Consider the following 25515-nt stretch of genomic DNA (forward strand, 5'->3'; position numbering starts at 1 on the left):
GAAGTTCTTCAGGAGCGCGTCGAGACCGCCGTCGAAGCCCTGCCCGACGGCGGCGAAGCGCCAGACGTCCTTCAGGTAGAAGTCGCCGAGCATCACCGCGCGCTCGGTGGTGAACTCCGACCCGGTGAAGGCGTACCTCACCACTTCCTCACCGCCCGCGACGATCCGGATGTACCCCGGACCGATCTGGGACATCTGCCCGGAACCGTCGAGCGTCGCGGTGAAGGAGAGCTTCTGGATGGCTGCCGGAATGCGGTCGAGCGTGACGCGGAAGGACTCGGTGTCACCGGACTGCGCACCGAGGAGCTGGATGGACTCCTCGGGCGATTTCGGCTGGTTGAAGAAGATGAAGTACCGGTCGTCGGAGAGCTGCTCGTTGGCATCGAGGCCGAAGCAGCTGATGTCGAAAGTCAGCCCCGGGGCTGCGATCTGCACGCCTACGTACAGATCTGTCCCTGGCGTGAGATCACTGATCTTGGCCTTGTGGCCGCGTTGGAATTCCCTGGCCATGCGTAACGACCGTCCCCCATCCCGAAGGTAAATGCGTCGCGTCAGGCTAACCGCAAACAAGGACATCGGACCAAGCCGGTACACACCCGGTACAGAATCGGCGAACGTGACCGGCCCCGGTCACTCCTCGCGGGCGGCGGGCAGGTGGGGCAGCTGATCGGCCGCCACCACACCCTCCAGATACCCGCGGGCGCGCTCGGTGCGCGGGTACGCCTCCAGCAGCCGCCAGAACCCCGGACCGTGTCCGGGAACGAGCAGATGCGCCAGCTCGTGGAGGAGTACGTAGTCGACGACGTACTCCGGCATGCCCTGGAGCCGGTGCGAGAGCCTGATGCTGCCCTCGGCCGGGGTGCACGAGCCCCAGCGGGTGTTCTGGTTGGTCACCCAGCGCACCGAGACAGGCCGGGCGCGGCCGTCGAAATACTGGGCGGACAGCCGCACGGCTCGCTCCGCGAGCTCGGTGTCGCCCAGGACCCGCTTGCTCTCCTGGGCCGCGAGCTTGTCCAGCATCACGCCCACCCAGCGCCGCTCCTCCGCCTCCGACATCCGGGCGGGGATGAGCACGATCGTGCGGCCGCCCTCCCGGTACGCGGAGACTGTTCTCCTGCGCCGGGTGCTCCTGCGGACCTCGACCGCGCTCGTCGCCGAAGCGCGGGGCGGATGGGCTGCCGCGCTGCGCTGATGGCTTCCGGCGCTGCGCGCGGGGGTCTCCCCGGCGAAGCCGGACGACGGGTCGGCGGGCACGCCACGACGTTACCCGCTGCCCATGGGGGAAGTCCCGCCCCGCGAACGGTTCCGCGGCGGTCCACTCCGCAGCTTGCACCATTTGAACGATTAAGGGCTTGAACGACTAGCACCCCGCGCCTGTGGACAACTCCGCTCACGGTTCGACGCGGCCCCGCATTCTGGCGGAGGTCCTGCGGAAAAGGCTCCGCGGATCACCTGGTCCGCGAGCGCACCCGTGCCCGCGACACCACTCGGGGGGAGAGGTCATGTATCCGATGCTGAAGCCCGCACTGCGTCGCGCCTGGCGCGGACGGAACACCGTGCAATTCGGTGTGACACCCGCACATGCCGTGACGCTCGGACCGGTGGACATCGCCACAGGGAGCTTTCTGGAACTGCTCGACGGCACACGTGGCCTGCCGCTCCTGCACGAGGAGGCACGCGCGTTGGACCTGCCGGAACGTCATGTGAACCTCCTGTTGGGACGGTTGGCGGAGGCAGGACTCCTGGACGACCCGAGGTCGGCCGGCCCGGGAGCGGATGCCCTGCGCAGGCGCGTCGAAGTGATGGACCGCCAACGTCCCGATGTGGCCTCGCTGTCGGTCGTCCGCCCCGACCCGGGCGGCAGCCTGCGCCAAATGGCGGCCCGGCGGGCGATGCGGGTCCAGGTGCGGGGAGCGGGCCGGGTCGGAGCGTCCATCGCCTCGGTGCTGTCCGGTGCGGGGGTGGGGCAGGTGGAAGTGCTCGACGGGGGCCGGGCCGAGCCCTGGGACGTGGCGCCCGGGGGCCTCCCGCCGGCGTCCGTGGGGGAACGGCGCGACGTGGCGGCCCGCCAGCTCGTCCGCCGGTCAGCACCGGGGCCCGCTCCCAGGCGAACGGGGGCGGACGGGGCAGGAGCGGGCCGCACGGGGACGAACGGAACGGGGCCGGAGCGTCCGGGAGGGGGCCCGGCAACCGCCGGAGCCAGGGCGGGGGCCGACCTGGCGGGGAGCGCCGGACAGCCCGGTCTGTCCCTGGTCGTCGTCGCTCCCCGGGACGGTCTCGCGGTGTACGCACCCGTCGTGGACACGGCCGGCCCCTGGATCGCTTCGGGCACTCCTCATCTCTACGCGGGGGTGATCGAGGCCACGGGATTGGTCGGCCCTCTTGTCCTGCCCGGGGGCACCGGCTGCGCCGGCTGCCTGGAACTGCACCGTGCGGACCGGGATCCGCAGTGGCCCCGGATGCTGGCGCAGTGGCGTTCCGGGCGACGGGAAGCGGCGCCCGCCTGCGATCTGGCGCTCGCGACGGCGGTCGCCGGTCTCGCCGCGGCACACGCCCTCGCGTTTCTGGACGGGGACCTCCCGGCGAGTACCGGAACTCGCTGGGAGGCCGCCCTACCGCTGTTGGACTGGCGTTCCGAGCCGATCGGCCCACACCCGGAATGTTCCTGCGGGACGGCCGGAGGTGCCGGGAGGGAACGGGCCTCCGGTGGTGTTCCGGCACAGGACACAATGGCGGGGTGACCGCCGTCGCCGGGGTGACACCGGAGACCCGAGCGGCACGGCAGTCTGGGAACTGGAGGGGCACATGTCTGATCTTCCCCGGAAGGCGGTTACGCGTACGGCCAAGCTGGCCGCGCTTCCGCTCGGCTTCGCCGGCCGTGCCACCTGGGGGCTGGGCAAGCGGATCGGCGGAAAGTCGGCCGAGCTGGTCGCCCGTGAGGTGCAGCAGCGCACGGCGGACCAGCTGTTCAAGACCCTGGGCGAGCTGAAGGGCGGGGCCATGAAGCTGGGCCAGGCCCTCTCCGTCTTCGAGTCGGCTCTGCCCGAGGAAGTCGCCGGTCCCTACCGGGCCGCGCTGACCAAGCTTCAGGAGGCCGCGCCGCCGCTGCCCGCGCGCACGGTCCACGAGGTTCTCGCCGAGCGGATCGGGGAGGACTGGCGGGAGCATTTCCTGGAGTTCGAGGACACACCGGCGGCCGCCGCCTCGATCGGGCAGGTGCACCGGGCGGTGTGGCACGACGGCCGCGAGGTCGCCGTGAAGGTGCAGTATCCCGGCGCGGGCGAGGCGTTGCTCTCCGACCTCGCCCAGCTCAGCCGTTTCGCCCGACTGCTCGGCCCGCTGGTCCCGGGGGTGGACGTCAAGCCGCTGATCAAGGAGCTGCGCGACCGGGCGTCGGAGGAGCTGGACTACGAGCTGGAGGCACAGGCGCAGCGGGAGCACGCGGCGGAGTTCACGGACGACCCGGATGTGGTGATCCCTCAGGTGGTGCACCAGTCCGACCAGGTGCTGGTGACCGAGTGGATCGACGGGATCCCGCTGTCCGAGATCATCGCGGAGGGTACGGCGGAACAGCGGGACCGTGCGGGGCAGCTGCTGGCCCGCTTCCTCTTCTCCGGTCCGGCACGCACCGGGCTGCTGCACGCCGACCCGCATCCGGGCAACTTCCGGCTGCTGCCCCCGGCGGCGGACGACGCGGAGCACCCGGAACACGCGGAGGAGGAAGGTGGCCCGGTCGACTCGTGGCGGCTGGGGGTGCTGGACTTCGGCACGGTCGACCGGCTTCCGGGCGGACTGCCGCGGACCATCGGCGATTCCTTGCGGCTGACGCTGGAGGGCGACGCGGCGGGGGTGTACGGGCTGCTGCGGGCAGAGGGCTTCGTGAAGGAGTCGATCGACCTGGATCCGGATGAGGTGCTCGACTACCTGCTCCCGATCATCGAGCCCACACAGGTGGAGGAGTTCACCTTCGGCCGGGGCTGGATCCGTGAACAGGCGGCCCGGATAGCCGATCCGCGCTCCCCCGCCCATCAGCTCGGCAGGCAGCTGAACCTTCCCCCGTCCTACGTCCTGATACACCGGGTGACGCTCAGCACGATCGGGGTGCTGTGCCAGCTCGGCGCGACGGTCCGGCTGCGTGACGAGCTCGAAGCGTGGCTGCCGGGGTTCCTCGCGGAGGACACGGATGCGGAGGCGACGGAGTACGCCGAGAAGGAGAGCGAGCCGGAGCCGGAGGGCGAGACCGTGGAGGCGTAGGCCGGGCCGGGGGCCGGAGGCGGGGTCGGGGGGGGCGGGTGGGCGGTCACCACCAGAGTGAGTCGAGGCGGCTCTCGATCGCGCGGATGTGGAGGCGCGCGCAGCCCTCACAGAAGTGGAGCCGGCGTCCGTCCTCCACGGCGCAGAGCCAGGTCGCAGGGGCCGTGTCGCCTTCGGCGGCGGTGCCGCAGCGGGCGCACACCACGCTTTCCGCAGCGGGTCGTTCGGGGGGATGCGTCTCCTCGTCCACCTCCCGACGATATCCCCGCGAACGGACGGTCGACGGCACAACGCACCGCGGGGCCGCCCGGATACGGACGGCCCCGCGGTGGGGTGATGGCTGCACGGTCAGTGCATGACCGCCATGGCCAGCGCGCGGCGGGCGCGCAGCGAGGCGCGCTCCGCCCGGCGCTGCATCCGGCGGGCGGCGATCAGGCGGACCGACTGGCGGTCCCTCTGGGCCTCCCGCAGGCGGTCGTGCATATGCGCACGAGCCAGGGCTTCTGGGATGAGTTGCATTTCGCGGGTCCTGTTCTGACGCGAGTCGTTCGCGCCGATGATGGTGACGTCGGGGGTGGCGGAGCCGACGGGCTCCTTCGTGGGGGTGATCATTGGTGCCTGATTCCGGGGGTCATGGGTCTGGGGGCGGTCGATCGTTCCGAGGCGCAGTCTGCGTGTGGGGGTGGGGACCCCACAGGTCGCGGTCACGCTGCGACCGGGTTCTTGCGCGGACGGCCACGCGGACGCTTGCGGGCCACGACGACGCCCTGGACGAAGAGCTCGCCGCCCCAGACACCCCACGGCTCGCGGCGGTCCTTCGCCCCGGCGAGGCAGGCCTCGACGAGCGGGCAGGTGCGGCAGAGGGACTTGGCGTACTCCACGTCGGCCGGCGACTCGGCGAAGAAGACCTCCGGGTCGTAGGAGCGGCAGGGGACGGGCACGCCGAGGTTCTCGATGGCGTCGTCGAGCGCGGTGAGCGTGGTGAGCGGGGTCAAGGTGGAGTCCTCCGTGGAGCCGGGCGGCGAGATCGAGTCGGAAAGCGGTACTGACGGGGCGTGCGTTTCGATGTGCACGGTGGGTGGTGTCCTCGTCTGGTCGTGCCGGCCTGTTGGCCGGTTGGCGGCTGCTGGTACCAGGTCCTGCTTGTCCCGAGGCTCCTTCGTTCCGTCTCGTCCGTTCGGACAAAACAAAAGGGCCGCGGATCCCGAGTGGGGTTCCGCGGCCCTGAAGGCGCCGGCCTGATGCTGGATCAGGCTGGATCACTCCAGGGTTCAGGCCCACGGAAGGCCCACATCGTGTGGTGCTGCTGCGTCTGCTTCTTGGCTCCGGCACCGGCTGCCGCAAAGGCATAGGCGTGAGCCTGTGCTGCCTTCGCTACTGCTGCTGCCGGTGCCTCGATCGGTCGCTCATTGCGCTCCCGCATCACGGGGAGGCTCGCCGGGGACAGCGGACGGGCGGCAGAGATGCCGGACAGACCGGTGGCGCGAAGCGAAGCAGCCGAGGAGCGGGTGAGGCCGAGCGAGCAGGCGGAGACGACCGAGAGATCGGTCATTTTCTGGGTTTCGATGATGCTGATCACTTCAATCGCCTCCTCTCGGCGTCTCAGGGGGACCGGCCGGGACCGGTCCTGCGTATTCGGATAAGTACAGCACGGAATCAGGGCTTCAGAGAAGTCGCTGTTCCCGTGGTTAAGAACCTATGGTGACGACTGGGGCGGGCGCAAACTATTTTCTGGACGAGTTTTTCTCAGGTCTCGTCGATGCTCTCCTCGGGCTCGCCATCAACCGCTTCACCTGCGCAGATGGCCAGAACGTCGGTGCCGAAGCGGCTCAGCTTCCGGTTGCCGACGCCGGCGATGACGACCAGCTCGCCCTCGGTGGACGGCACGGCCTCGGCGATCGCCATGAGGGTCTTCTCGGTGAACACGCAGAAGTCCGGCTGCCCCAGCAGGGCCGCCTGCCCGGCCCGCCAGTCGAGCAGCCGCCCGTACAGCCCCTCGTCCATGTCCGAGGGGCACTCCTCGCAGCGCATCAGTTTCATCTCGCCCGCGTCGGTGAGCGTCCGTCCGCAGACCCGGCAGCGCACCGGGCTCCTGGGTTTGCGCTCGACGGCCGGGGTCCGCTCGACGGCGGCCCGGCCGGTGCCCCGGTCGATTCCTCCGCCGCCGCCGGCCCCGCTCCGTGCGCCCGAGGCCGTCGAGCCCGGCCGGAGCCCGTTCAGGAAGCGGGTCGGCCGCCGGCTCGCCCGGCCGCCCGGTGACCGGGACAGCGCCCAGGAGAGCGAGAGGTGGACGCGGGCGCGGGTGATCCCGACGTACATCAGGCGCCGCTCCTCCTCGACCTGCTCGTCGGTCTTGGCGTAGGCGATCGGCATCATGCCCTCGGTCAGGCCGGCCAGGAACACGGCGTCCCACTCCAGGCCCTTCGCCGAGTGCAGCGAGGCCAGGGTCACCCCCTGGACCGTCGGGGCGTGCTGGGCGGCCGCCCGCTCGTCCAGCTCACGGACCAGGTCGGTCAGGGTCGCCCCGGGTTTCGCCGTCTCGAAGTCCTCCGCCAGGCGCACCAGCGCGGCCAGCGACTCCCAGCGGTCGCGCACGGCCCCCGATCCGGCGGGCGGACGGCTGGTCCAGCCCTTGGTGGAGAGCACCGCCCGCACCTGGGACGGCAGCCCCTCCGCCTCGTCGAGCAGGGAGTCGTTGCGCCCGGCGCGGGCCGCGCCGCGCAGGGCGGTGCCCGCCTCGCGGACCTCGGCCCGCTCGAAGAACCGCTCGGCACCGCGCAGCTGGTAGGGCACCCCGGCGTCCGCGAGTGCCTGCTCATAGACCTCGGACTGGGAGTTGACGCGGTAGAGCACGGCGATCTCGCCGGCCGGCACGCCCGCGGCGATGAGGTCGCGGATGCGCCGGGCGGTGCCCTCGGCCTCGGTGGGCTCGTCGGGATACTCCGTGTAGACGGGCTCGGGGCCCTTGTCGCGCTGGGAGACCAGCTCCAGCCGGTGGTCGGCCGCCTTGCCGTGGGCCTGGCTCAACAGGCCGTTGGCGAGGTGCACGACCTGGGGCGTCGAGCGGTAGTCCCGCACCAGCTTGACCACGGTCGCCCCGGGGTGGCGGGTGCGGAAGTTCAGCAGGTGGTCGGGGGTGGCCCCGGTGAACGAGTAGATCGTCTGGCTGGCGTCGCCGACGACGCAGAGATCGTCCCGGTCACCGACCCAGAGGTCGAGCAGCCGCTGCTGGAGCGGGCTCACGTCCTGGTACTCGTCGACGACGAAGTGCTGGTACTGGCCGCGCACGTGCTCGGCGATGTCGCCACGGTCCTGGAGGATGCCGACGGTGAGCAGCAGCACGTCCTCGAAGTCGATCACCGAGCGTTCACGCTTGAGCTGCTCGTACATCGAGTAGATCTGGGAGAGGACCGCCGGATCGCGGGGGGCGTCCCGCCGGGTCTTGGCGACCGCCGCCGGGTAGTCGGCGGGGACGGTCTGGGTGACCTTGGCCCACTCGATCTCGCTGGTGACGTCGCGCAGCTCGTTGCGGTCGAGCCGGAGCTGGCAGCGGGCGGCGGCCTCGGCGACCAGCTGGACCTTCCGCTCCAGCAGCCGGGGCAGCTCGCCACCGACTGCTTTCGGCCAGAAGTACTGGAGCTGTCGGAGGGCGGCGGAGTGGAAGGTCCGCGCCTGGACGCCGGTCGCGCCGAGCTGCCTGAGACGGCCGCGCATCTCTCCGGCGGCCCGGTTGGTGAAGGTGACGGCGAGCACGGTGGCCGGCTGGAGGATGCCCGCGCGCACCCCGTACGCGATGCGGTGGGTGATCGCACGGGTCTTGCCCGTACCGGCTCCGGCCAGCACGCACACCGGTCCGTGCAGGGCGAGAGCCACCTCGCGCTGCTCGGGGTCGAGCCCGTCGAGCACGGCGTCCGGGGTCTCGGGAACCTGTGGGAAGAGGGTGGAGTGCGTTGCTGCTGTCACCCCGCCATGCTGCCAGGTCCCAGGGGGCGGATGCGGCGGTTGTCCACAGGGGTGAGCTATTCGTCGTACCGGAACGTGGCGGTGCGGGGCCCGTCCCGGGGGGTGTGGTGTGGGAATGGCGGCGGCGTCCCGTACGTTCCTTAACCGTGCGGGACGGGTGCGGACAGCGGCCGGACCGCAAGTGACGCTGCCGGCCGCGCAGCGGTACGGACGAGACGAAGGAGCGCCAGCGACATGGCGGGCACTGTGACGATGTACAGCACCACCTGGTGCGGCTACTGCCGTCGGCTGAAGAGCCAGATGGACCGCGAGGGCATCGCGTACAACGAGGTCAACATCGAGCACGACCCGGAGTCGGCCGCGTTCGTCGAGAAGGCGAATGGCGGAAACCAGACGGTCCCGACGCTGCTGATCGTGGCCCCCTCGGGCACCGAGTCGGTCATGACGAACCCGTCGCTCGCCCAGGTGAAGCAGGCGCTCGCCGCCTGATCCGGCTGCTGGAACGACCGCCCGTCGCGGACACGGGAATGCCCCCGGCATCGCCGGGGGCATTCCCGTGTCCGGAGGTGGTGCTCAGCCGGTCCGCTTCGCGCCGCCGGGCCTCGGGAGCGGCTTGCCGTACCAGAGCTCGATCAGCCGGGCCGCGATCGAGATGCCGAACGGGGGCATGACCTCGCCGGACTCGAAGGCGGCGGTGAGGTCCTCGCGGGAGAACCAGCGGGCCTCCTCGATCTCCTCGCCGTCGACGGTGACGTCGAAGGAAGTCGCCCGCGCCATGAAGCCGAGCATGAGGCTGGAGGGGAACGGCCACGGCTGGCTGGCGATGTACTCGACCTCTCCGACGGTGATGCCGGCCTCCTCGTACACCTCGCGCGCCACGGACTGCTCGATCGACTCCCCCGGCTCGACGAACCCGGCGAGCGTGGAGAAGCGGCCCTCCGGCCAGTGCACCTGGCGGCCCAGCAGGGCCCGGTCCTGGTCGTCGGTGACCAGCATGATGACCGCCGGATCGGTGCGCGGGTAGTGCTCGGCCCCGCAGGCCTGGCAGCGGCGGATGTGACCGGCCGCCGCGATGACGGTGCGCTCGCCGCAGCGGGAGCAGAAGCGGTGCAGGCGCTGCCAGTTCTCCAGGGCGACGGCGTGCACCATCAGGCCCGCGTCGCGGGGGCCGAGGAGCAGACCTGCTTCGCGGAGTCCGGCGGGCCGGGCCGACTGGTCCATGCGGCCGGGCAGCGTGTCCTTCTGGAGCGCGAAGTAGCTGACACCGTCCTCGTCGGTGCCGAGGAAGTACCGGTGGGTCTCGGTGACCGGGGCCTCGAAGGCCTGGGTCATGACGATCCCGGTGCCCCCGTCGGGGGTGTCGTCGATCAGCACCTGCCCGCCGGATACGACGAAGACGCGGGTCGTCGGGTGGCTCCACGCCACGGCCAGCCACGCCTCGTCGAGGCGGTGGTGTGCCGCGCGGTCGATGCCGCTCGGCGCGGTGAGGCCGATCGGGCGGTCTGCGGTGGCGTTGTCGAAGGTGCTCACAGGTGCTTCCTACTCCCCCTGGGTGGATCGGGTGTGCACAGGTACGTGGAGGTGTGCAGAGGATTCAGCGGAGTTCCGGGTATTCAGCTCAGTGCCGTGGCCAGTTCGCCCCACAGGTGGGCGGTCGTCTCCACGCCCTTGAGGAGGAGGTCCAGTTCGACCTTCTCGTCGGGGGCGTGCCAGCCGTCGGAGGGTACGGAGATGCCGAGGAAGAGGACGGGGGCACCGAGTACGTCCCTGAGGTCGGCGGCGGGGCCCGAGCCTCCTTCGCGGGTGAAGAGGATCTTCTTCCCGAAGGCCCGGCCCATCGCACGGGCCACGGCCCGCAGGGCGGGGTGGTCCAGCGGGGTCAGGCAGGGGCGGGTGGCGGGCTGGAAGGCGATCCGGTGGCGGACGCCCGCCGGGACACGGGCCTCGGCCCAGGCGCGGACCGCCCGCTGTACGTGTTCGGGGTCCTGGCCGTCGACCAGCCGGAAGCTGATCTTCACCAGGGCGGAGGAGGGGATGATCGTCTTGCTGCCGGCGCCCTGGTAGCCGCCGCCGATGCCGTTGACCTCGGCGGTGGGGCGGGCCCAGACGCGCTCCAGCGTGGAGTACCCGGACTCGCCGGACGCGGCCCCGGACTTCGCGGTGCGCAGCCAGGTGGCCTCGTCGAAGGGCAGCTCGGCGAAGAGCGCCCGCTCGGTGTCGGTGAGGTCGGTGACCCCGTCGTAGAAGCCGGGGACCGCGACCCTGCCGTCCTCGTCGTGGAGGGCGGCGACCAGGCGGGAGATCTCGGTGGCGGGGTTGGGGACGGCTCCGCCGAACGATCCGGAGTGGATGTCCTGGGCGGGTCCCGACAGCTCGATCTCGCACTCCGCGAGGCCGCGCATGCCGGTGCAGACGGTCGGGGTGTCCTCGTCCCACATGCCGGTGTCGGAGACGATCACCGCGTCGGCGGCGAGCCGGTCCGCCCGCTGCTCGGCCAGGGCGCGGAAGTTCGGCGAGCCGGACTCCTCCTCGCCCTCGATCAGCAGCTTGAGGTTCACGGCCGGGGTGGTGCGGCCGGTCGCGGCGAGGTGGGCGCGGACCCCGAGGGTGTGGAAGAACACCTGGCCCTTGTCGTCGGCGGCGCCGCGTCCGTACATCCGGCCGTCCCGGATCACCGGCTCGAACGGGTCGGTCGCCCAGCCGTCCTCGCGGGCGGCGGGCTGCACGTCGTGGTGGCCGTAGACCAGGACCGTCGGGGCGTCCGGGTCCTCGCTGGGCCACTCGGCGAAGACCGCCGGGGCACCGGGGGTCTCCCAGATCTCGGCGACCGGGAAGCCGGTCTCCCTGAGCTTCGCGCTCAGCCAATCGGCGCTGCGCCGTACGTCCCCGTCGTGCTGCGGCTGCGCGGATACGGACGGGATGCGCAGCCACTCCGCGAGGTCGTCGAGGAAGGCTGCGCGGTGCTGTTCGGTGTACGTACGGACGGCGCTGTCCGGGGTCTCGCTCATGTTCTTGAGCCTATCCGCCCTCGGGGGCGGGCTCGTCCAGCAGGATCCGCTCCAGTTCTGCCCGGCCGGGCAGCCCCCGTGGATGGACGGTCTCCCCGCTGCGTACGTAGAGGAAGGTGGCGGTGACGGCGTCGAGCGGCAGGTCGTGCAGCTCGGCCCAGGCCAGCCGGTAGACGGCGAGCTGGAGCGGGTCGGCGGTGCGGTGGCGGCTGGTCTTCCAGTCGACGATCTCGTAGGTGTCATCCGTGCGGTAGACGGCGTCGATACGCCCCCGGATCACCCGGCCCGCGAGGGTGATCTGGAAGGGGGTCTCCACCCGGTACGGCGTGCGCCGGGCGTACGCCGTGCGCTCGAACGCCTCCTTGAGCTCGGCGAGGTCCCGCTCGTCGGCGATCTCCACCTCGCTCTCGTCGCCCCCGGGCAGTTCGTCGGGACCGAGCATGGGCAGCGGAAGTTCCTCGTACCGCGACTCCACCCAGGCGTGGAACCGGGTGCCACGGCGGGCGGCGGGCCCCGGCGGGCGGGGCATGGGCCGGGCCAGCTCCCGGGCGAAGGCGTCGGGGTCCTCGGCCAGCCGCAGCAGCTGGGTGGCGGAGAGCGACGCGGGCACGAGGACCTCGCGCACGGTGGCGCGGGCGCGGCGCAGCTCCCCGGCCAGGGAGTCCAGGTCACGGTCCCAGGAGGCGAGGGTGCGGGCCTCCTCGGGGGTGAGCCGCTCCGCCGGGTCCTCCTGCGGGTGACGTGCGGCCGGGATGTGCGGGGGCGGGTGCGGTGCCGCGTCCGGTGCGCCCGGGGGACGCTCGGTGGGCAGCTCGTCCCACTCCCAGTCCTCGTCGATCGGTGCTTCGCCGATCGGTACGTCATCGGGCTCGGGGTCGTACGCCGGTGTCTCGTTCCCGTGCGGAAGCTCACCGGTGTGGGCCATGCGCTCCAGGTGGGCCAGGACCGTGTCCCGGGCTGCGCGGCGGCGGGCGAGGGCGTCGGCGTCGAGCGGGAGCGGCCAGGCCAGGTCGGTGCCGGGCGCCGCGAGGGCCGGGTTCTCCTCGTCCTCTGCGGGCTCGTCCGCCCAGGCCTCGATCTCGCCGTGGCCCGCGGCGCAGTGCTCGTACAGCGCGTCGAGGAAGGCGGACGGGCCGCGCGTCCTCTTCTGGGACGGGCCCCACCAGTGGCCGGAGCCGAGGAGCAGGGAGCGGGGGCGGGTGAAGGTGACATAGCCGAGGCGCAGTTCCTCCGTGTGCTGGTGCTCCTTCATCTCCTCCTTGAACGCCTTCAGCCCCTTGGCATCGAAGCTTTCGACGGCCGGGAGCGTCGCCGCGTCGCCGCGCAGGGCGTGCGGGAGCACCTTGGCCTGGGCGGTCCACGCCTCCCGGGACTGGCCGCTGGGGAACTGGCCGGTGACCAGTCCGGGCACGGCGACGACGTCCCACTCCAGGCCCTTGGACTTGTGGGCGGTGAGGACCTTCACGGTGTTCTCACCGCCGGGCAGCGCGTTGTCGAGGCCCTTCTCGTACTGCGCGGCGGTGCGCAGGAAGCCGAGGAAGGCGAGCAGCGACGCCTCACCGTCGAGGGAGGCGAAACGGGCCGCGGTGTCGAGGAAGTTGGCGAGGGTCTCGCGGCGGCGGGCGGCCAGTGCCTGCGGCGATGCCGACAGCTCGACCTCAAGGCCGGTGGTGGCCAGGACCCGGTGCAGGACGTCCATCAGGGGGTCCGCGAGCGAGCGGCGCAGGTCGCGCAGCTCCCGGGCGAGGCGCGCGAAGCGGACGCGGGCCTCGGCGGAGAACGGCAGCCCGTCGTCGGCCGCGTCCCCCGCGACCAGGAAGGTGTCCAGCGCGTCCGCGAGCGATATCACCTCGGCCGGGTCCGTGCCCTCGACCGCCTCCGCGAGCCGCTGGTCCGCTTCGGCGTCGTCGGTGTGGCCGGCCCGGTGTACGAGGAGACGGGCGCGGCGGCCCAGCAGCGCCAGGTCACGGGGGCCGATGCGCCAGCGCGGTCCGGTGAGGAGGCGGACCAGGGAGGCATTGGCCCCCGGGTCCTGGAGAACCTCGCAGACGGCGACCAGGTCGGCCACCTCGGGCAGGTGCAGCAGTCCGGCGAGGCCGACGACCTCGACCGGGATGTCCCGGGCTACCAGCGCCGCCTGGATCTGGGGGAAGTCCCCGGCGGTGCGGCACAGGACGGCGATCTCGCCGGGCGGAGTGCCGGTGCGCACGAGGTGGGCGAGGGTGTCGGCGAGCCAGTCGATCTCCTCGCTGTGCGTGTTCAGCAGGGCGCAGCGGACGGTGCCGTCCCGCTCGGCGCCCGGGGCGGGGCGCAGCGCCTCGACGCCCTCGTGCATCGCGCGCAGCGGTTCGGCGAGGCCGTTGGCGAGCTGGAGGAGGCGGCCGCCGCTGCGGCGGTTCTCGCTGAGGCTGTAGCGGGTGGCAGGGGTGCCGTCGGCGTGCGGGAAGTGCTCGGGGAAGTCGTCGAGGTTGGCGACGGACGCGCCGCGCCAGCCGTAGATCGCCTGGCAGGGGTCGCCCACGGCAGTCACCGCGTGGCCGGTGGGTGCGGCCGTCCCCGCTTCCGTACCGCTGCCGAACAGCGCGGAGAGCAGCAGTCTCTGGGCGACCGAGGTGTCCTGGTACTCGTCGAGGAGCACGACCCGGAACTCGTCGCGCAGGATCTCCCCCACCTCCGGCCGGGTCAGCGCCAGCTCGGCGGAGAGGGCGATCTGGTCGCCGAAGTCCAGCAGGTCCCGGCTCCGCTTGGCGGCCCGGTAGCGCTCGGTGAGGCCGAGGAGCGAGCGGCGGGCCTCGGCGGTCTCGGGGATCCTGCGCAGGTCGGCGTTGCTGAGCCTTGCGTTCTCCAGGGCGTGCAGCAGTTCGGTGTCGTACGTGTCCAGCGCGCCGGGGCGTACGAGGTGTTCGGACAGCTCCCCGTCGAGCGCCAGGAGATCGCTGACCAGGGTGGGGAAGGACCGGGTGAGCGCCGGGTACGGGCCCGGGGCCTCGCGCAGCACCTTGGCCGCGAGCTGGTAGCGGGTGGCGTCGGCGAGGAGGCGGGTGGTCGGCTCCAGGCCGATGCGCAGGCCGTGCTCGGTGAGGAGGCGGCCGGCGAAGGCGTGGTAGGTGGAGATGGTGGGTTCGCCCGGGGGGTTGTCCGGGTCGATGACGTCGGGGTCGGTGACCCCGGCCGCGATCAGCGCCTTGCGGACGCGCTCGGCCAGCTCGCCCGCCGCCTTGTTGGTGAAGGTGAGGCCGAGGACCTGCTCGGGCGCGACCTGTCCGGTGCCCACCAGCCAGACCACGCGGGCGGCCATCACCGTGGTCTTGCCCGACCCGGCTCCGGCCACGATCACCTGCGGGACGGGCGGCGCGGTGATGCAGGCCGTCTGCTCCGGGGTGAACGGGATCCCGAGGAGCTCCTTGAGCTGCTCGGGATCGGTGATGCGTGAGGACACCCGGTCAACGGTAACCGGGCCCACCGACAGCCCACGCCGATGCCCACGAAAGGCCCTGCTCCACCACCTGGCGCTACTCCACCACCTGGCGCCCCTCCGGCTGCGCGCTGCACGCGGCACGGAAGGTGCAGTGGGCGCAGTGGGTTCCGGTGGTGGGCGTGAAGCGTTCGTCCAGGACCTTTCCGGCGGCGGTGGCGAGCAGGTCGGAGACCCACTCCCCCGCCAGTGGCTCCTGGGCCTGGACCTTGGGGAAGGCGTCGCCGCCCTCCTTCTTGGGGGCGGGCTGACGGAGCTGGACCAGTTCGGCGCCGCCGGGTTCGGGCCGCCGGCCGTCGAAGAGGTCGTCGACCGCGCCCTCGCGGACGGCGAGCTGGTAGACCGCGAGCTGGGGGTGGGCGGCGACCTCGTCCTTGGTGGGCGCGCCCTTGCCGGTCTTGAAGTCGACGACGTAGGCCCGGCCATCGGCGTCCTGTTCGACCCGGTCCATGGAGCCCCGGATGCGGACGGCGTACTCCCCCGCCTCCAGCGTCACGTCGAAGTCGTGCTCGCTCGCGGTGTGCTCCCGGCCGCCCCGGTCCAGGACGTGCCAGTGCAGGAAGCGTTCCAGGGCGGCGCGGGCGTGGTCCTTCTCCTGTTCGGACTTCCAGGGGGCGTCGAAGGCGAGGCCGTTCCAGACGGAGTCCAGGCGCTCCATGAGGACGTCGAGATCGGCGGGCGTACGGCTGGAGGCGACCTCGTCGGCGAGCACGTGGACGACGTTGCCGAACCCCTGGGCGGCGGTGGCCGGGGCGTCGGCCTTCACTTCGCGGCCCAGGAACCACTGGAGGGCGCAGGTGTTGGCGAGCTGGTCCAGCGCGCTGCCGGAGAGGGTGACGGGCTGGTCGCGGTCGCGCAGTGGGACGGCGGAGCGGGTCGGCTCCTCCAGGCCCCACCAGCGGTACGGGTGGGCCGCGGGCACCAGTGGCTGCCCCTCGTCGTCGGTGAGCGCGGCGAGCCGGGCGAGGCGGTGGGCGGCGGCCTCCCGCAGGACGTCGGAGACGGCCGGGTCGACCGTGGTGGCGCGCAGCTCGGCGACGAGCGCGGCGACGGCGAGAGGGCGGCGCGGGCGGCCGGTGACATCGCGGGGTTCGACGCCCAGCTCGGTCAGGAAGCGGGAGGGCTGGTCGCCGTCGTCGGCGGGGGCCTTCACGGCGGTGACGATCAGGCGCTCGCGGGCGCGGGTGGCCGCGACGTAGAACAGCCGGCGCTCCTCGGCGAGGAGCGCCCCGGGCGTGAGGGGTTCGGCGAGCCCGTCGCGGCCGATCCGGTCCGCCTCCAGGAGGGAGCCCCGGCGGCGCAGGTCGGGAAAGAGACCCTCCTGGGCCCCGGCGACGACGACGAGCCGCCACTCCAGGCCCTTGGAGCGGTGAGCGGTCATCAGGCGTACGGCGTCGGGGCGGGCGGTCCGCCGGGAGAGGGTGTCGGCGGCGATGTCCTGGGCGTCGACCTCTTCGAGGAAGTTGAGGGCACCGCGCCCGCCGGTGCGCTCCTCGGCGCGGGCGGCCGTGTCGAACAGGGCGCACACCGCGTCGAGATCACGGTCGGCGTTGCGCCCGCCCGCCCCGCCGCGCAGCGCGGCCCGCTCCAGGCGGCCGGGCCAGGGGGTGCCGTTCCACAGGGTCCACAGGGCCTCCTCGGCGGTGCCGCCGCCTTCGAGGAGCTCGCGGGCCTTGCGCAGGAGCGCGCCGAGGCGCTGCGCTCCGTGGGCGTACGCCGGGTCGTGCGTGACGAGCCGCTCGGGCTCGGCCAGGGCGCGGGCCAGCAGTGCGTCGGAGGGTGCGGGGACCCGGATCCCGGCGGCGCGTTCCTCGTCGCGCAGGGCCCGGCCGAGTCGGCGCAGGTCGGCGGCGTCCATGGAGCCGAGCGGGGAGGTGAGGAGGGTGAGGGCGGTCTCGGTGTCGAGCCAGGAGGGGGGCGTGCCCTGCTCCTGGTCCGGAGAGGTGCCGTCATCCGCCGGGGCCGGAGAGGTGCCGTCGCCCGCCGGGCCCGAAGAGATGCCGCCGCCCGCCGGGCCCCCTTGGTCCGTCTCGTCGGCCCGCGCGGTGTGCAGCGCTGCCGCGGCCACCGTCCGCAGCGCCGTCAGCAGCGGGGCGACGGCCGGTTCGTGGCGCAGCGGCAGATCGTCGCCGTCGACCTCCAGGGGTACGCCGGCGGAAGTGAGCGCGCGGCGGACGGCGGGCAGCGAGCGGCCTCCGGCCCGTACCAGCACGGCCATCTCCTGCCACGGCACCCCGTCCTCCAGGTGGGCGCGGCGCAGCAGGTCCGCGATGTTCTCCAGCTCCGATGACGCGGTCGGGTAGGTGTACGTCTCGACGCGGCCGCCGTCCCGCACGGCGTGCAGCTCGCGGTGGGCGCGGACCGTGTCGCCGGGCAGCCGGGTCAGCGGCATCCGGCGGGTGAGCAGCCGGGTCGCGGCCAGCAGTCCGGCCCCGGAGCGGCGGGAGGTGGTGAGCACGCCCACGGGCGCGGGGCCCCCGTCCGCCCGGCGGAAGGTGTCCGGGAAGTCGAGGATGCCGTTCACGTCGGCGCCCCGGAACGTGTAGATCGACTGATCGGGGTCGCCGAAGGCGATCAGCGTCCGCCCGGTCCCCGCGTCCGCCCCGTGCTCCCGGGTGTGCTCCGGCGCGCGCCCGCGGTTGCCCGCCAGCGCGTGCAGCAGGCGCACCTGGGCGGGGTCGGTGTCCTGGTACTCATCGACGTACACCGCGTCGTAATTCCCCGCGAGCCGCTCCGCGACCTCGGGGCGCTCGGCGAGCAGAACCGCTCGGTGCACCAGCTCCGCGTAGTCCAGGACGCCCTGGGCGTCGAGGATGTCGAGGTACTCGGCGAGGAACTGGGCCGCCGCGCTCCAGTCCGGGCGGCCGGTGCGGCGGGCGAAGGCGGCCAGTGCGTCCGGGCCGAGACCGAGCTCGCGGCTGCGGGCCAGCACCGCGCGCACCTCGTCGGCGAAGCCGCGCGTGGTCAGGCAGGACCGCAGCTCGTCCGGCCAGCGGACGTGGGCCAGGCCCTCCTTCTCCAGGTCGAGCTGGCCCGCGAGCAGTTCGCGGACGGTGACGTCCTGCTCGGGCCCGGACAGCAGGCGCAGCGGATCGGCGAACAGGTCGGCGTCCTGGTGGGCCCGGACCAGGGCGTAGCAGTACGAGTGGAACGTGGTCGCCTGCGGGCCCCGGGCCGCCCCGAGGCGGTCTGCCATCCGGTCCCGCAGCTCGACGGCGGCCTTGCGGCTGAAGGTGAGGACGAGGATGCGGGCCGGGTCGGCGCCCCGGTTCACCCGCGCGGCGACGGATTCGACGAGGGTGGTGGTCTTGCCGGTGCCGGGCCCGGCGAGGACCAGCAGCGGGCCGCCGGGGTGGTCAACCACCGCGCGCTGGCCTGCGTCCAGGAGAGGAGGATCCACCGAACCCGGCGGAGTGCGCACCAGACGGTACGCACCCGTGGTCCGCGGCCGTGACTCACGGTGCGGACTGTGCCGGGTGGAGGAGGAACTCACGTGGATCGCCGGTCCTGGTGGATGTGCGTGGGTGTACTGGTGATGAGGAACAGGGTCGGTGCGACAGCGGAAGAGGAAGGGGGCGGAGCGTGCCGCGCGATGACGACGCTACGCCAGCGACGGCGCGGGAGGCGGCGACTGCGCTGCGTCCCTCGTCACGTGCGCTGCCGCGTCGGGCCGCCGCTGCCGGAGGCCGGTGGCGGAAGCTGTCAGGTGTGAGTTTCCTCGCCCGGGCGGTCCGGACCGCCCGGAACGACCCGACCGCCTGGACCGCCTTGGCCGCCCGGATCACCGCTTCCGTCCCAGCGGGCGCGCCGCATGTCGATCCGCGGGATGTGCCCCTCCACCCGGCGCGACGTCTCGCGCAGCGGGGTGCCCTCGGCGCGGTAGTGGTCCAGCGCCCGCAGCTCGTGGGCGGGGAGCAGCGTCCCGTCGGCGCGGACCACGCGCCACCACGGCACGGCCGATCCGTACAGTGCCATGACCCGGCCGACCTGGCGGGGTCCTCCATCGCCCAGCCACTCCGCGATGTCGCCGTACGTCATCACCCGGCCGGGCGGGATCAGATCGGCCACGTCGAGAACACGCTCCGCGTAGTCCGGCAGTTCGGCGCCGGCCGGGGCGGTGCCGGAGCCGCCCCCGTCCGTCTGGTCCTGGCTCATCCGCCCCATCCTGCCGTACGCCACCGACAGCCCGGCAGAAGCGGTGACCGTCCGGACACACAGCGTGCACGCAGGTGCAAAGGAGCGTATGTTGCGCTTCCCGCGCCCGTGCAACGCACCCTGATGCCCTCCTCCGTCTGCGGGCCGTGCCACCATCATGCGGGCGGTGACCGGTGATACCAGAACACGAAGACGAACCAGAGGCGACGAAGGAGCAGGGCGTGCAGCCACCGAGGGCGGCGGACGCCTCCGATGCCGGGGAGCGCCCGCAGGGCGGTCCCGAGACCTCGGGAGCACCCCGCGCCTCCTCGGGTGCACCCCGCGCCGACGGTCCCACGGCGTCCACCACCGGGCATCTGGCCGGTTCGACCCTGGCCTCCGCCGACGCCGCTCCGAGCGACCGCGTCTCCGGGGACGAGCCGCTGCTCCCCGCCCGGGTGCACCGCCCCTCCGACCTGATGCGGCTGCTCATCGGGGTGCTCGCGATCGCGGTCCTGCTCTCAGTCGCCGCGTTCGCCCACGGCACCACCACCGGTCTTGAGGACGACATCTCCAAGGGCACCGAGCAGGCGCCCGATCTGCTGATCAAGATCGCCGGTCTGGTGTCCAGCATCGCCGTGCTGCTGGTGCCGGTCGCCTTCGCCATCGAACGCCTCATCAAACGCGACGGGCTGCGCATCGCGGACGGTGTGCTCGCCGCCGTGCTCGCCCACGGGGTGACGCTCGCCACCGACCTCTGGGTGTCGCGGACCGCTCCCGGCACCATCCAGGACGCGCTGACCCAGCCGCAGACGGCCGGCGGGCTGACCGACCCGGTGCACGGCTATCTCGCACCGGTCATCGCGTACATGACGGCGGTCGGGATGGCGCGGCGGCCGCGCTGGCGTGTGGTCCTGTGGGTGGTGCTGCTGCTCGACGCGTTCGCGATGCTCGTCGGCGGGTACACCACCCCGTTCTCGATCATCCTCACCGTGCTGATCGGCTGGACGGTGGCGTACGGGACGCTGTACGCGGTCGGCTCGCCGAACGTCCGCCCCACCGGCCAGCACCTGATGGCGGGTCTGCGGCACGTGGGCTTCCGCCCGGTCGCGGCGATGCGCGCCGAGGACTTCCCGGACAACGCCGACCACAACGACCGGGGGCGGCGCTATCTGGTCACCCTGGAGGACGGGCCACCGCTCGACGTCACCGTCGTCGACCGGGAGCAGCAGGCCCAGGGGTTCTTCTACCGGGCCTGGCGGCGGCTCACCCTGCGCGGGATCACCCAGCGACGCTCCATCCAGTCGTTGCGCCAGGCGCTGGAGCAGGAGGCGCTGCTCGCGTACGCGGCCATCGCCGCCGGGGCGAACGCGCCCAAGCTGATCGCCACCTCGGAGCTGGGTCCCGACGCGGTGATGCTCGTCTACGAGCACATCGGTGGCCGGTCGCTGGACTCGATGGAGGACGAGGAGATCACCGACGACCTGGTGCGCAGCGCCTGGCAGCAGGTGAAGGCGCTCCAGTCGCGGCGGATCGCGCACCGCAGGCTCACCGGTGACGCCCTTCTGGTGGATCGTTCCGGCAGGGCGTTCGTGACGGATCTGCGCGGCGGGGAGATCGCCGCCGGTGATCTGGTGCTGCGGATGGACGTGGCCCAGTTGCTGACCACGCTGGGGCTGCGGGTGGGGGCCGAGCGGTCGGTCGCCGGGGCGCTGGCCGTGCTCGGCCCGGACGTGGTGGCGGACTGTCTGCCGCTGCTCCAGCCGATCGCACTGAGCCGCTCCACCCGGGCGACGCTGCGCCGGATCGCCCGTGAGCGTTCGCAGCGCGAGCGGGAGGCGGTCGTGGAGGCCTCGCAGGCGGCCAAGCAGGCGAAGGCCGGCCTCACGGCGGACCCCGCGACGGGCGGGAAGGCCGACCCCAAGGCGGAGCGCAAGTCGCTGCGCACCGAGAAGCAGGCCGAGAAGCGCGCCATCGACGATGCGCTGGAGGAGGCCCGCGAGGAGGATCTGCTCGCCCAGATCCGCCGTCAGGTGCTGCTGATCCGCCCGCAGGCCCCGGTCGAACCGGTCCGTCTGGAGCGCATCAAGCCGCGCACCCTGTTCAGCTTCATCGCCGGGGCCATCGCCGCGTACTTCCTGATCTCCCAGGTCACCCAGGCCAACTTCGGGACGGTCGCGGAGCAGGCGGAGTGGGGCTGGGTGGCGGCGGCCCTCGGCTTCTCGGCGCTGAGCTACGTGGCGGCGGCCATGAGCCTACTGGGCTTCGTGCCGGAGCGGGTGCCGTTCCTGAAGACCGTGCAGGCTCAGGTGGCCGGCTCGTTCGTGAAGATCGTCGCGCCGGCCGCCATCGGGGGCGTGGCCCTGAACACCCGCTTCCTCCAGCGCGCCGGGGTGCGCCCCGGACTCGCGGTGGCGAGCGTCGGCGCCTCCCAGCTCTTCGGGCTCGGCGCCCACATCCTGCTGCTGGCACTGTTCGGCTATCTCACCGGTACGGAGAAGACCCCGGACTCGCTGACCCCGTCCCGGACGGTGATCGCGGGTCTACTCACGGTCGCGGTGCTGGTGCTGGTGGTGACGGCGATCCCGTTCCTGCGGAAGTTCGTGGTGACGCGGGTGCGCTCGCTGTTCGCGGGGGTCGTGCCGCGCATGCTGGACGTGGTCCAGCGGCCGCAGAAGCTGCTCACCGGCATCGGCGGCATGCTGCTCCTGACCGGCCTGTTCGTGCTCTGCCTGGACGCCTCGATCCGGGCGTTCAGCGGCCCGGGCGTCCCCCAGCTGAGCTACGCGAGCATCGCGGTGGTCTTCCTCGCCGGGAACGCGATCGGCTCGGCGGCCCCGACTCCGGGCGGGATGGGCGCGGTCGAGGGCGCGCTGACGCTGGGCCTGATCGCGGTCGGCCTGCCGCCGGAGGTCGCGGCGCCTGCGGTACTGCTGTACCGCGTGATGACGCTGTGGCTGCCGGTGCTGCCGGGGTGGCTCGCCTTCAACCAGCTGACCCGCAAGGGCGAGCTGTGATCCGAGCGTGCGCCCGGCGGCGGTAGCGGCCGCCGCCACCCGCATGGACCGCGCCCGGCCGCGCTCCCCGGCGCCCCGCCGCACGATGGGGTCATGAGGACTTCCCCCGCCCTGCGTGCCGCCGCCCTCGCCGCCACCGCCACCGTGCTGCTGCCGCTGACCGCCTGTTCGGACGACGGCGACGGGGACGGGTCCTCCACACCCACCGGGGCCTCGACCGCCTCGCCGACCTCCACCGCCGACGACCTGGCGTCGCAGCAGCTCGCATGGTCCCCGTGTCCGCCCCCGAACACGGCCCAGGGCGGCGGCGAGTCACCGTCGCCGCTGCCCGGCGGTGTGGTGTGGGAGTGCTCCTTCATGGACGTACCGCTCGACTACGCGGAGCCGGACGGCCGCACGATCGAGCTGGCGCTGGTGCGGGCGAAGGCCAGGGAGCAGAAGCGGCGGATCGGCTCGCTGGTGTTCAACTTCGGCGGGCCCGGCGCTTCCGGGGTCGCGACGCTGCCCGCGTTCGGCACCGAGTACGACACCCTCCGCACCCGGTACGACCTGGTGAGCTTCGACCCACGCGGGGTCGGCCGCAGCGAGGGCGTCCAGTGCGCGGACGACGCCGAGCTCGATGCCTTCTACCAGGAGGACTCCACCCCGGACGACGCGGCCGAGGAGAAGGAGTTCGTCCAGGGGCAGCAGGACTTCATCGCGGACTGCGAGGAGAACTCCGGCCCCGAACTCCCCTTCGTGGGCACGACGAACGCCGCCCGCGACATGGACCTGATGCGCACGGTGCTGGGCGACGACAAGCTGCACTACTTCGGCATCTCGTACGGCACCGAGCTGGGCGGGGTGTACGCCCACCTCTTCCCGGACAAGGTCGGGCGGGCCGTCTTCGACGCGGTGGTCGACCCCACGAAGGACGCCGAGCAGTCCTCCATCGGCCAGGCCGAGGGGTTTCAGCTCGCCCTGGACAACTTCACGAAGGACTGCGCCGAGCGCGACGACTGCGCGCTGCCCGGGACCACCCGGCAGGAGGTCGAGCAGTTCATCGCCGATCTGCTGGCCGAGCTGGAGGAAGAGCCCGTCGACGGGCTCGGTGACCGGCCGCTGACGCAGACGCTGGCCACCACCGGTATCGCGTCCGCGCTCTACTCCCAGGAGACCTGGCCGCTGCTGGAGCAGGGCCTGGACGAGGCGGGCGGCGGGAACGGCGGGCTGCTGCTCGCGCTGGCCGACTCGCTCAACGGCCGCTCGGAGGACGGGCAGTACGACAACTCCAACGCCGCCAACATCGCCATCAACTGCGCCGACAGCAAGCAGCGATTCTCCCTGGAGCAGACGAAGGCGGCGCTGCCCGCGTTCCGCGAGGCGTCCCCGCTGTTCGGGGACTATCTGGGCTGGGGACTGATGGGCTGTACCGGCTGGCCGGTCGCGGGCGCCTGGCAGACCCCGGACGTCAGCGCCCCGGGCGCCGCCCCGATCCTGGTCATCGGCAACACCGGTGACCCGGCGACCCCGTACGCGGGCGCGAAGGCGATGGTGGAGGAGCTGGGCAGGGGCGTCGGCGTCGAGCTCACCTACAAGGGCGAGGGGCACGGGGCGTACAACAGCAAGGACGCGTGTGTGCAACGAGCGGTCGACGGATATCTGTTGAACGGTACGGTGCCGAAGTCCGGCACCGTCTGCGGGTGACCCGGCACCGGCTCCCCTGCTGCGCAGGGCGGTTAACATGGCCGCACACCACAGCCGCCCGACGCGCCGCCACCGGCTTCGGGCCCAAGGGGGTGTCTGGTCGATCGGGGTCGGACAGGCCGCGGCGTCCGGTGCGGTGCATCGCAAGGCGCCGGAATGTCCTCGTCGCGGAGCGATTCGGGTGTTTCGGCGACTCCGCGAGGAATGGGGCCTCCCCTGTTCGAGCGGAGCCGAGACCTTGGGAAAGTGCCAGGCGCCGCGGACCCGGCCATGATCGACGAGACACCCCCGCAGGGGAGGGAAGCCGGATCATGCGTGCGCACCGTCGTGCCCATCGGGCCGCCGTAAGGACGGGAGCGGCCCTGCTCGCGGCGGGACTGCTCGCCGGCTGCGGCCTGTTGAGGTCGGAGCCGGAGGCGGACGGGCCGGCCGACGGCCGCCCCGGCGACGCCTCCCCCGCGCCGACCGGCCTGAAGGACTCCCCCAGGACGCCGGAACTGCTCTCCGCCCTCACCTCCCAGCGCCCCGACTGGAAGCGCTGCACGGCCCCGCGCGGCGGCGACGCCCCCGGTTCCGCCTGGCGTTGCGCGAGCGTGGACGTACCGCTGGACTACGCGGAGCCGTCCGGCGAGACGCTCTCCATCGCGCTGGTCCGCAAGGAGGCCCACGACAAGGGGCGGCGGCTCGGCTCGCTGCTGTTCAACTTCGGCGGGCCCGGCGGATCCGGCGTCGGGATACTGCCGCGCTCGGCCGACTCGTACGCGAAGCTCAATACCCGCTACGACCTGGTGAGTTTCGATCCGCGCGGGGTCGCGGCCAGCTCCGGGGTGCGCTGCCGCACCGACAAGCAGCAGGAGCAGGCCCACCGGAGCGTCGACCTGACTCCGGACACGGCGGCGGAGGAGGCCGCGTTCATCGAGGACGCCGCGGACTTCGGCGCCGGCTGCGAACGCCGCTCGGGCACGGTCCTGCCGCACGTCGGCACGGTGAACGCCGCCCGCGACCTGGACCTGATCCGCCAGGTCCTGGGGGACGAGAAGCTGTCCTACTTCGGCTTCTCCTACGGCACGGAGCTGGGCGGGACGTACGCGCATCTCTTCCCGCACAAGGTGGGGCGCATCGTGCTGGACGCGGTCGTCGACCCGACGGCCGACGGCATCGGGCACGCACGCAACCAGACCACGGGCTTCCAGCGCGCCCTGGAGAACTACCTCAAGGACCGCGGCCAGGACCCGAAGGCGGGCTCCGAGCGCATCGCCCGGCTGCTGGCCCGCATGGACCGGAGCCCACTGCCGACCGACTCGGGGCGTGAGCTGAGCGAGTCGCTCGCCATCACCGGCATCGTCACCCCGCTGTACTCCGAGTCGGGCTGGCCCACCCTGACGGCCGCGCTCGACGAGGCGGAGAACAACGGCACGGGCAATGGTCTGCTCCGGCTCGCCGACGCGTACAACGGACGTGACGAGCAGGGGCGGTACGACACCCAGAACCACTCCCAGCGGGCGATCTCGTGCGCCGACTCGACGTCACGTCCCACCGTGGACGAGGCCCGTGCGCTGCTGCCGGAGTTCCGGAAACTGTCGCCGGTCTTCGGCCCGTTCCTGGCCTGGGACACGGCCGGCTGGTGCGCCCGGTGGCCGGTCGAGGGGGAGCACGAGACGCCGGAGACCAGCGCGCCGGGCGCGGGGCCGATCCTGGTCGTCGGGACGACCGGCGACCCCGCGACCCCGTACGAGGGGGCGCGGCGGATGGCGGACGAGCTGGGCAAGGGCGTCGGCATCATGCTGACCAACAAGGGCGAGGGGCACGGGGCCTACGGCGGCAACGACTGTGTGACCTCGACGATCGACGACTACTTCCTGGACGGAAAGGTCCCGGCGGACGGCACGACCTGCGGTTAGCGGCTCTTCCCGGGCCCGGGCATACGGAAGGGGCCCGGTCCGCGCGCGCTGCGGACCGGGCCCCTTTCCCGTACAGA

General features: G+C 72.6%; 18 protein-coding genes. 6 read left to right on the forward strand and 12 right to left on the reverse strand.

The window, feature by feature from the left end; all coding sequences use genetic code 11:
- Nucleotides 1-510 (reverse strand): TerD family protein (locus B9S58_RS04375; protein WP_146063459.1); only part of this gene is annotated, 510 nt, incomplete at its 3' end.
- Between the two features lie 120 nt (nt 511-630).
- On the reverse strand, nt 631-1254 hold the full coding sequence (locus B9S58_RS04380) for a M48 family metallopeptidase (protein ID WP_103530811.1): 624 nt from the start codon (nt 1252-1254) through the stop codon (nt 631-633).
- A gap of 248 nt (nt 1255-1502) precedes the next feature.
- On the opposite strand from B9S58_RS04380, the gene B9S58_RS04385 reads away from it, so the two are divergent.
- Entirely contained in the window at nt 1503-2741 is a 1239-nt protein-coding gene (locus B9S58_RS04385) for a ThiF family adenylyltransferase (RefSeq protein ID WP_103530812.1), read from the forward strand.
- Between the two features lie 64 nt (nt 2742-2805).
- Nucleotides 2806-4254: an AarF/ABC1/UbiB kinase family protein gene (locus B9S58_RS04390; protein WP_103530813.1), complete on the forward strand. Its 1449-nt coding sequence runs from the start codon at nt 2806-2808 to the stop codon at nt 4252-4254.
- A 46-nt stretch (nt 4255-4300) separates the two neighbouring features.
- Here the strand turns inward: B9S58_RS04390 and B9S58_RS04395 are convergent, their stop codons facing one another.
- From B9S58_RS04395 to B9S58_RS04415, 5 genes are all read right to left on the reverse strand, one after another.
- Nucleotides 4301-4504 (reverse strand): hypothetical protein, encoded by a 204-nt coding sequence (locus tag B9S58_RS04395; protein WP_103530814.1) that lies wholly within the window; start codon nt 4502-4504, stop codon nt 4301-4303.
- 98 nt (nt 4505-4602) lie between these two features.
- Entirely contained in the window at nt 4603-4962 is a 360-nt protein-coding gene (locus tag B9S58_RS04400; RefSeq protein ID WP_103530815.1) for a hypothetical protein, read from the reverse strand.
- Nucleotides 4959-5327 carry a WhiB family transcriptional regulator gene (locus tag B9S58_RS04405; RefSeq protein ID WP_103530816.1) on the reverse strand — a complete coding sequence of 123 codons (369 nt, stop codon included), beginning with the start codon at nt 5325-5327 and terminating at the stop codon, nt 4959-4961. The genes B9S58_RS04400 and B9S58_RS04405 overlap by 4 nt, the downstream gene beginning before the upstream one ends.
- 176 nt (nt 5328-5503) lie before the next feature.
- Complete coding sequence (locus B9S58_RS04410; protein ID WP_103530817.1) at nt 5504-5833, reverse strand: hypothetical protein; 330 nt, start codon at nt 5831-5833, stop codon at nt 5504-5506.
- A gap of 167 nt (nt 5834-6000) precedes the next feature.
- Nucleotides 6001-8217 carry an ATP-dependent DNA helicase UvrD2 gene (locus B9S58_RS04415; RefSeq protein WP_103530818.1) on the reverse strand — a complete coding sequence of 739 codons (2217 nt, stop codon included), beginning with the start codon at nt 8215-8217 and terminating at the stop codon, nt 6001-6003.
- 234 nt (nt 8218-8451) lie between these two features.
- Between B9S58_RS04415 and B9S58_RS04420 the strand changes: the two genes are divergently transcribed.
- Nucleotides 8452-8706 (forward strand): glutaredoxin domain-containing protein, encoded by a 255-nt coding sequence (locus B9S58_RS04420; protein ID WP_006127421.1) that lies wholly within the window; start codon nt 8452-8454, stop codon nt 8704-8706.
- 84 nt (nt 8707-8790) lie between these two features.
- Here the strand turns inward: B9S58_RS04420 and nudC are convergent, their stop codons facing one another.
- The 5 genes from nudC to B9S58_RS04445 form a co-directional block, all read right to left on the reverse strand.
- Nucleotides 8791-9747, reverse strand: a complete 957-nt coding sequence (gene nudC, locus B9S58_RS04425; RefSeq protein ID WP_103530819.1) for an NAD(+) diphosphatase — start codon at nt 9745-9747, stop codon at nt 8791-8793.
- An 83-nt stretch (nt 9748-9830) separates the two neighbouring features.
- On the reverse strand, nt 9831-11225 hold the full coding sequence (locus B9S58_RS04430) for a dipeptidase (protein WP_103530820.1): 1395 nt from the start codon (nt 11223-11225) through the stop codon (nt 9831-9833).
- Nucleotides 11226-11235: 10 nt separating this feature from the next.
- Nucleotides 11236-14664, reverse strand: a complete 3429-nt coding sequence (locus B9S58_RS04435) for an ATP-dependent DNA helicase (protein ID WP_103530821.1) — start codon at nt 14662-14664, stop codon at nt 11236-11238.
- A 73-nt stretch (nt 14665-14737) separates the two neighbouring features.
- Nucleotides 14738-18193, reverse strand: coding sequence for an ATP-dependent DNA helicase (locus B9S58_RS04440; RefSeq protein ID WP_103530822.1), 3456 nt, complete (start codon nt 18191-18193; stop codon nt 14738-14740).
- Nucleotides 18194-18402: 209 nt separating this feature from the next.
- Complete coding sequence (locus tag B9S58_RS04445) at nt 18403-18855, reverse strand: MGMT family protein (protein WP_103530823.1); 453 nt, start codon at nt 18853-18855, stop codon at nt 18403-18405.
- 221 nt (nt 18856-19076) lie between these two features.
- Between B9S58_RS04445 and B9S58_RS04450 the strand changes: the two genes are divergently transcribed.
- From B9S58_RS04450 to B9S58_RS04465, 3 genes are all read left to right on the forward strand, one after another.
- Nucleotides 19077-21851, forward strand: coding sequence for a lysylphosphatidylglycerol synthase transmembrane domain-containing protein (locus tag B9S58_RS04450; protein WP_103530824.1), 2775 nt, complete (start codon nt 19077-19079; stop codon nt 21849-21851).
- A gap of 93 nt (nt 21852-21944) precedes the next feature.
- Entirely contained in the window at nt 21945-23537 is a 1593-nt protein-coding gene (locus B9S58_RS04455) for an alpha/beta hydrolase (protein WP_103530825.1), read from the forward strand.
- 311 nt (nt 23538-23848) lie between these two features.
- Complete coding sequence (locus tag B9S58_RS04465) at nt 23849-25438, forward strand: alpha/beta hydrolase (RefSeq protein WP_103530826.1); 1590 nt, start codon at nt 23849-23851, stop codon at nt 25436-25438.
- Nucleotides 25439-25515: the final 77 nt, after the last annotated feature.

This window comes from Streptomyces sp. SM11 (genome assembly GCF_002910905.1).
Lineage (GTDB): Bacteria > Actinomycetota > Actinomycetes > Streptomycetales > Streptomycetaceae > Streptomyces.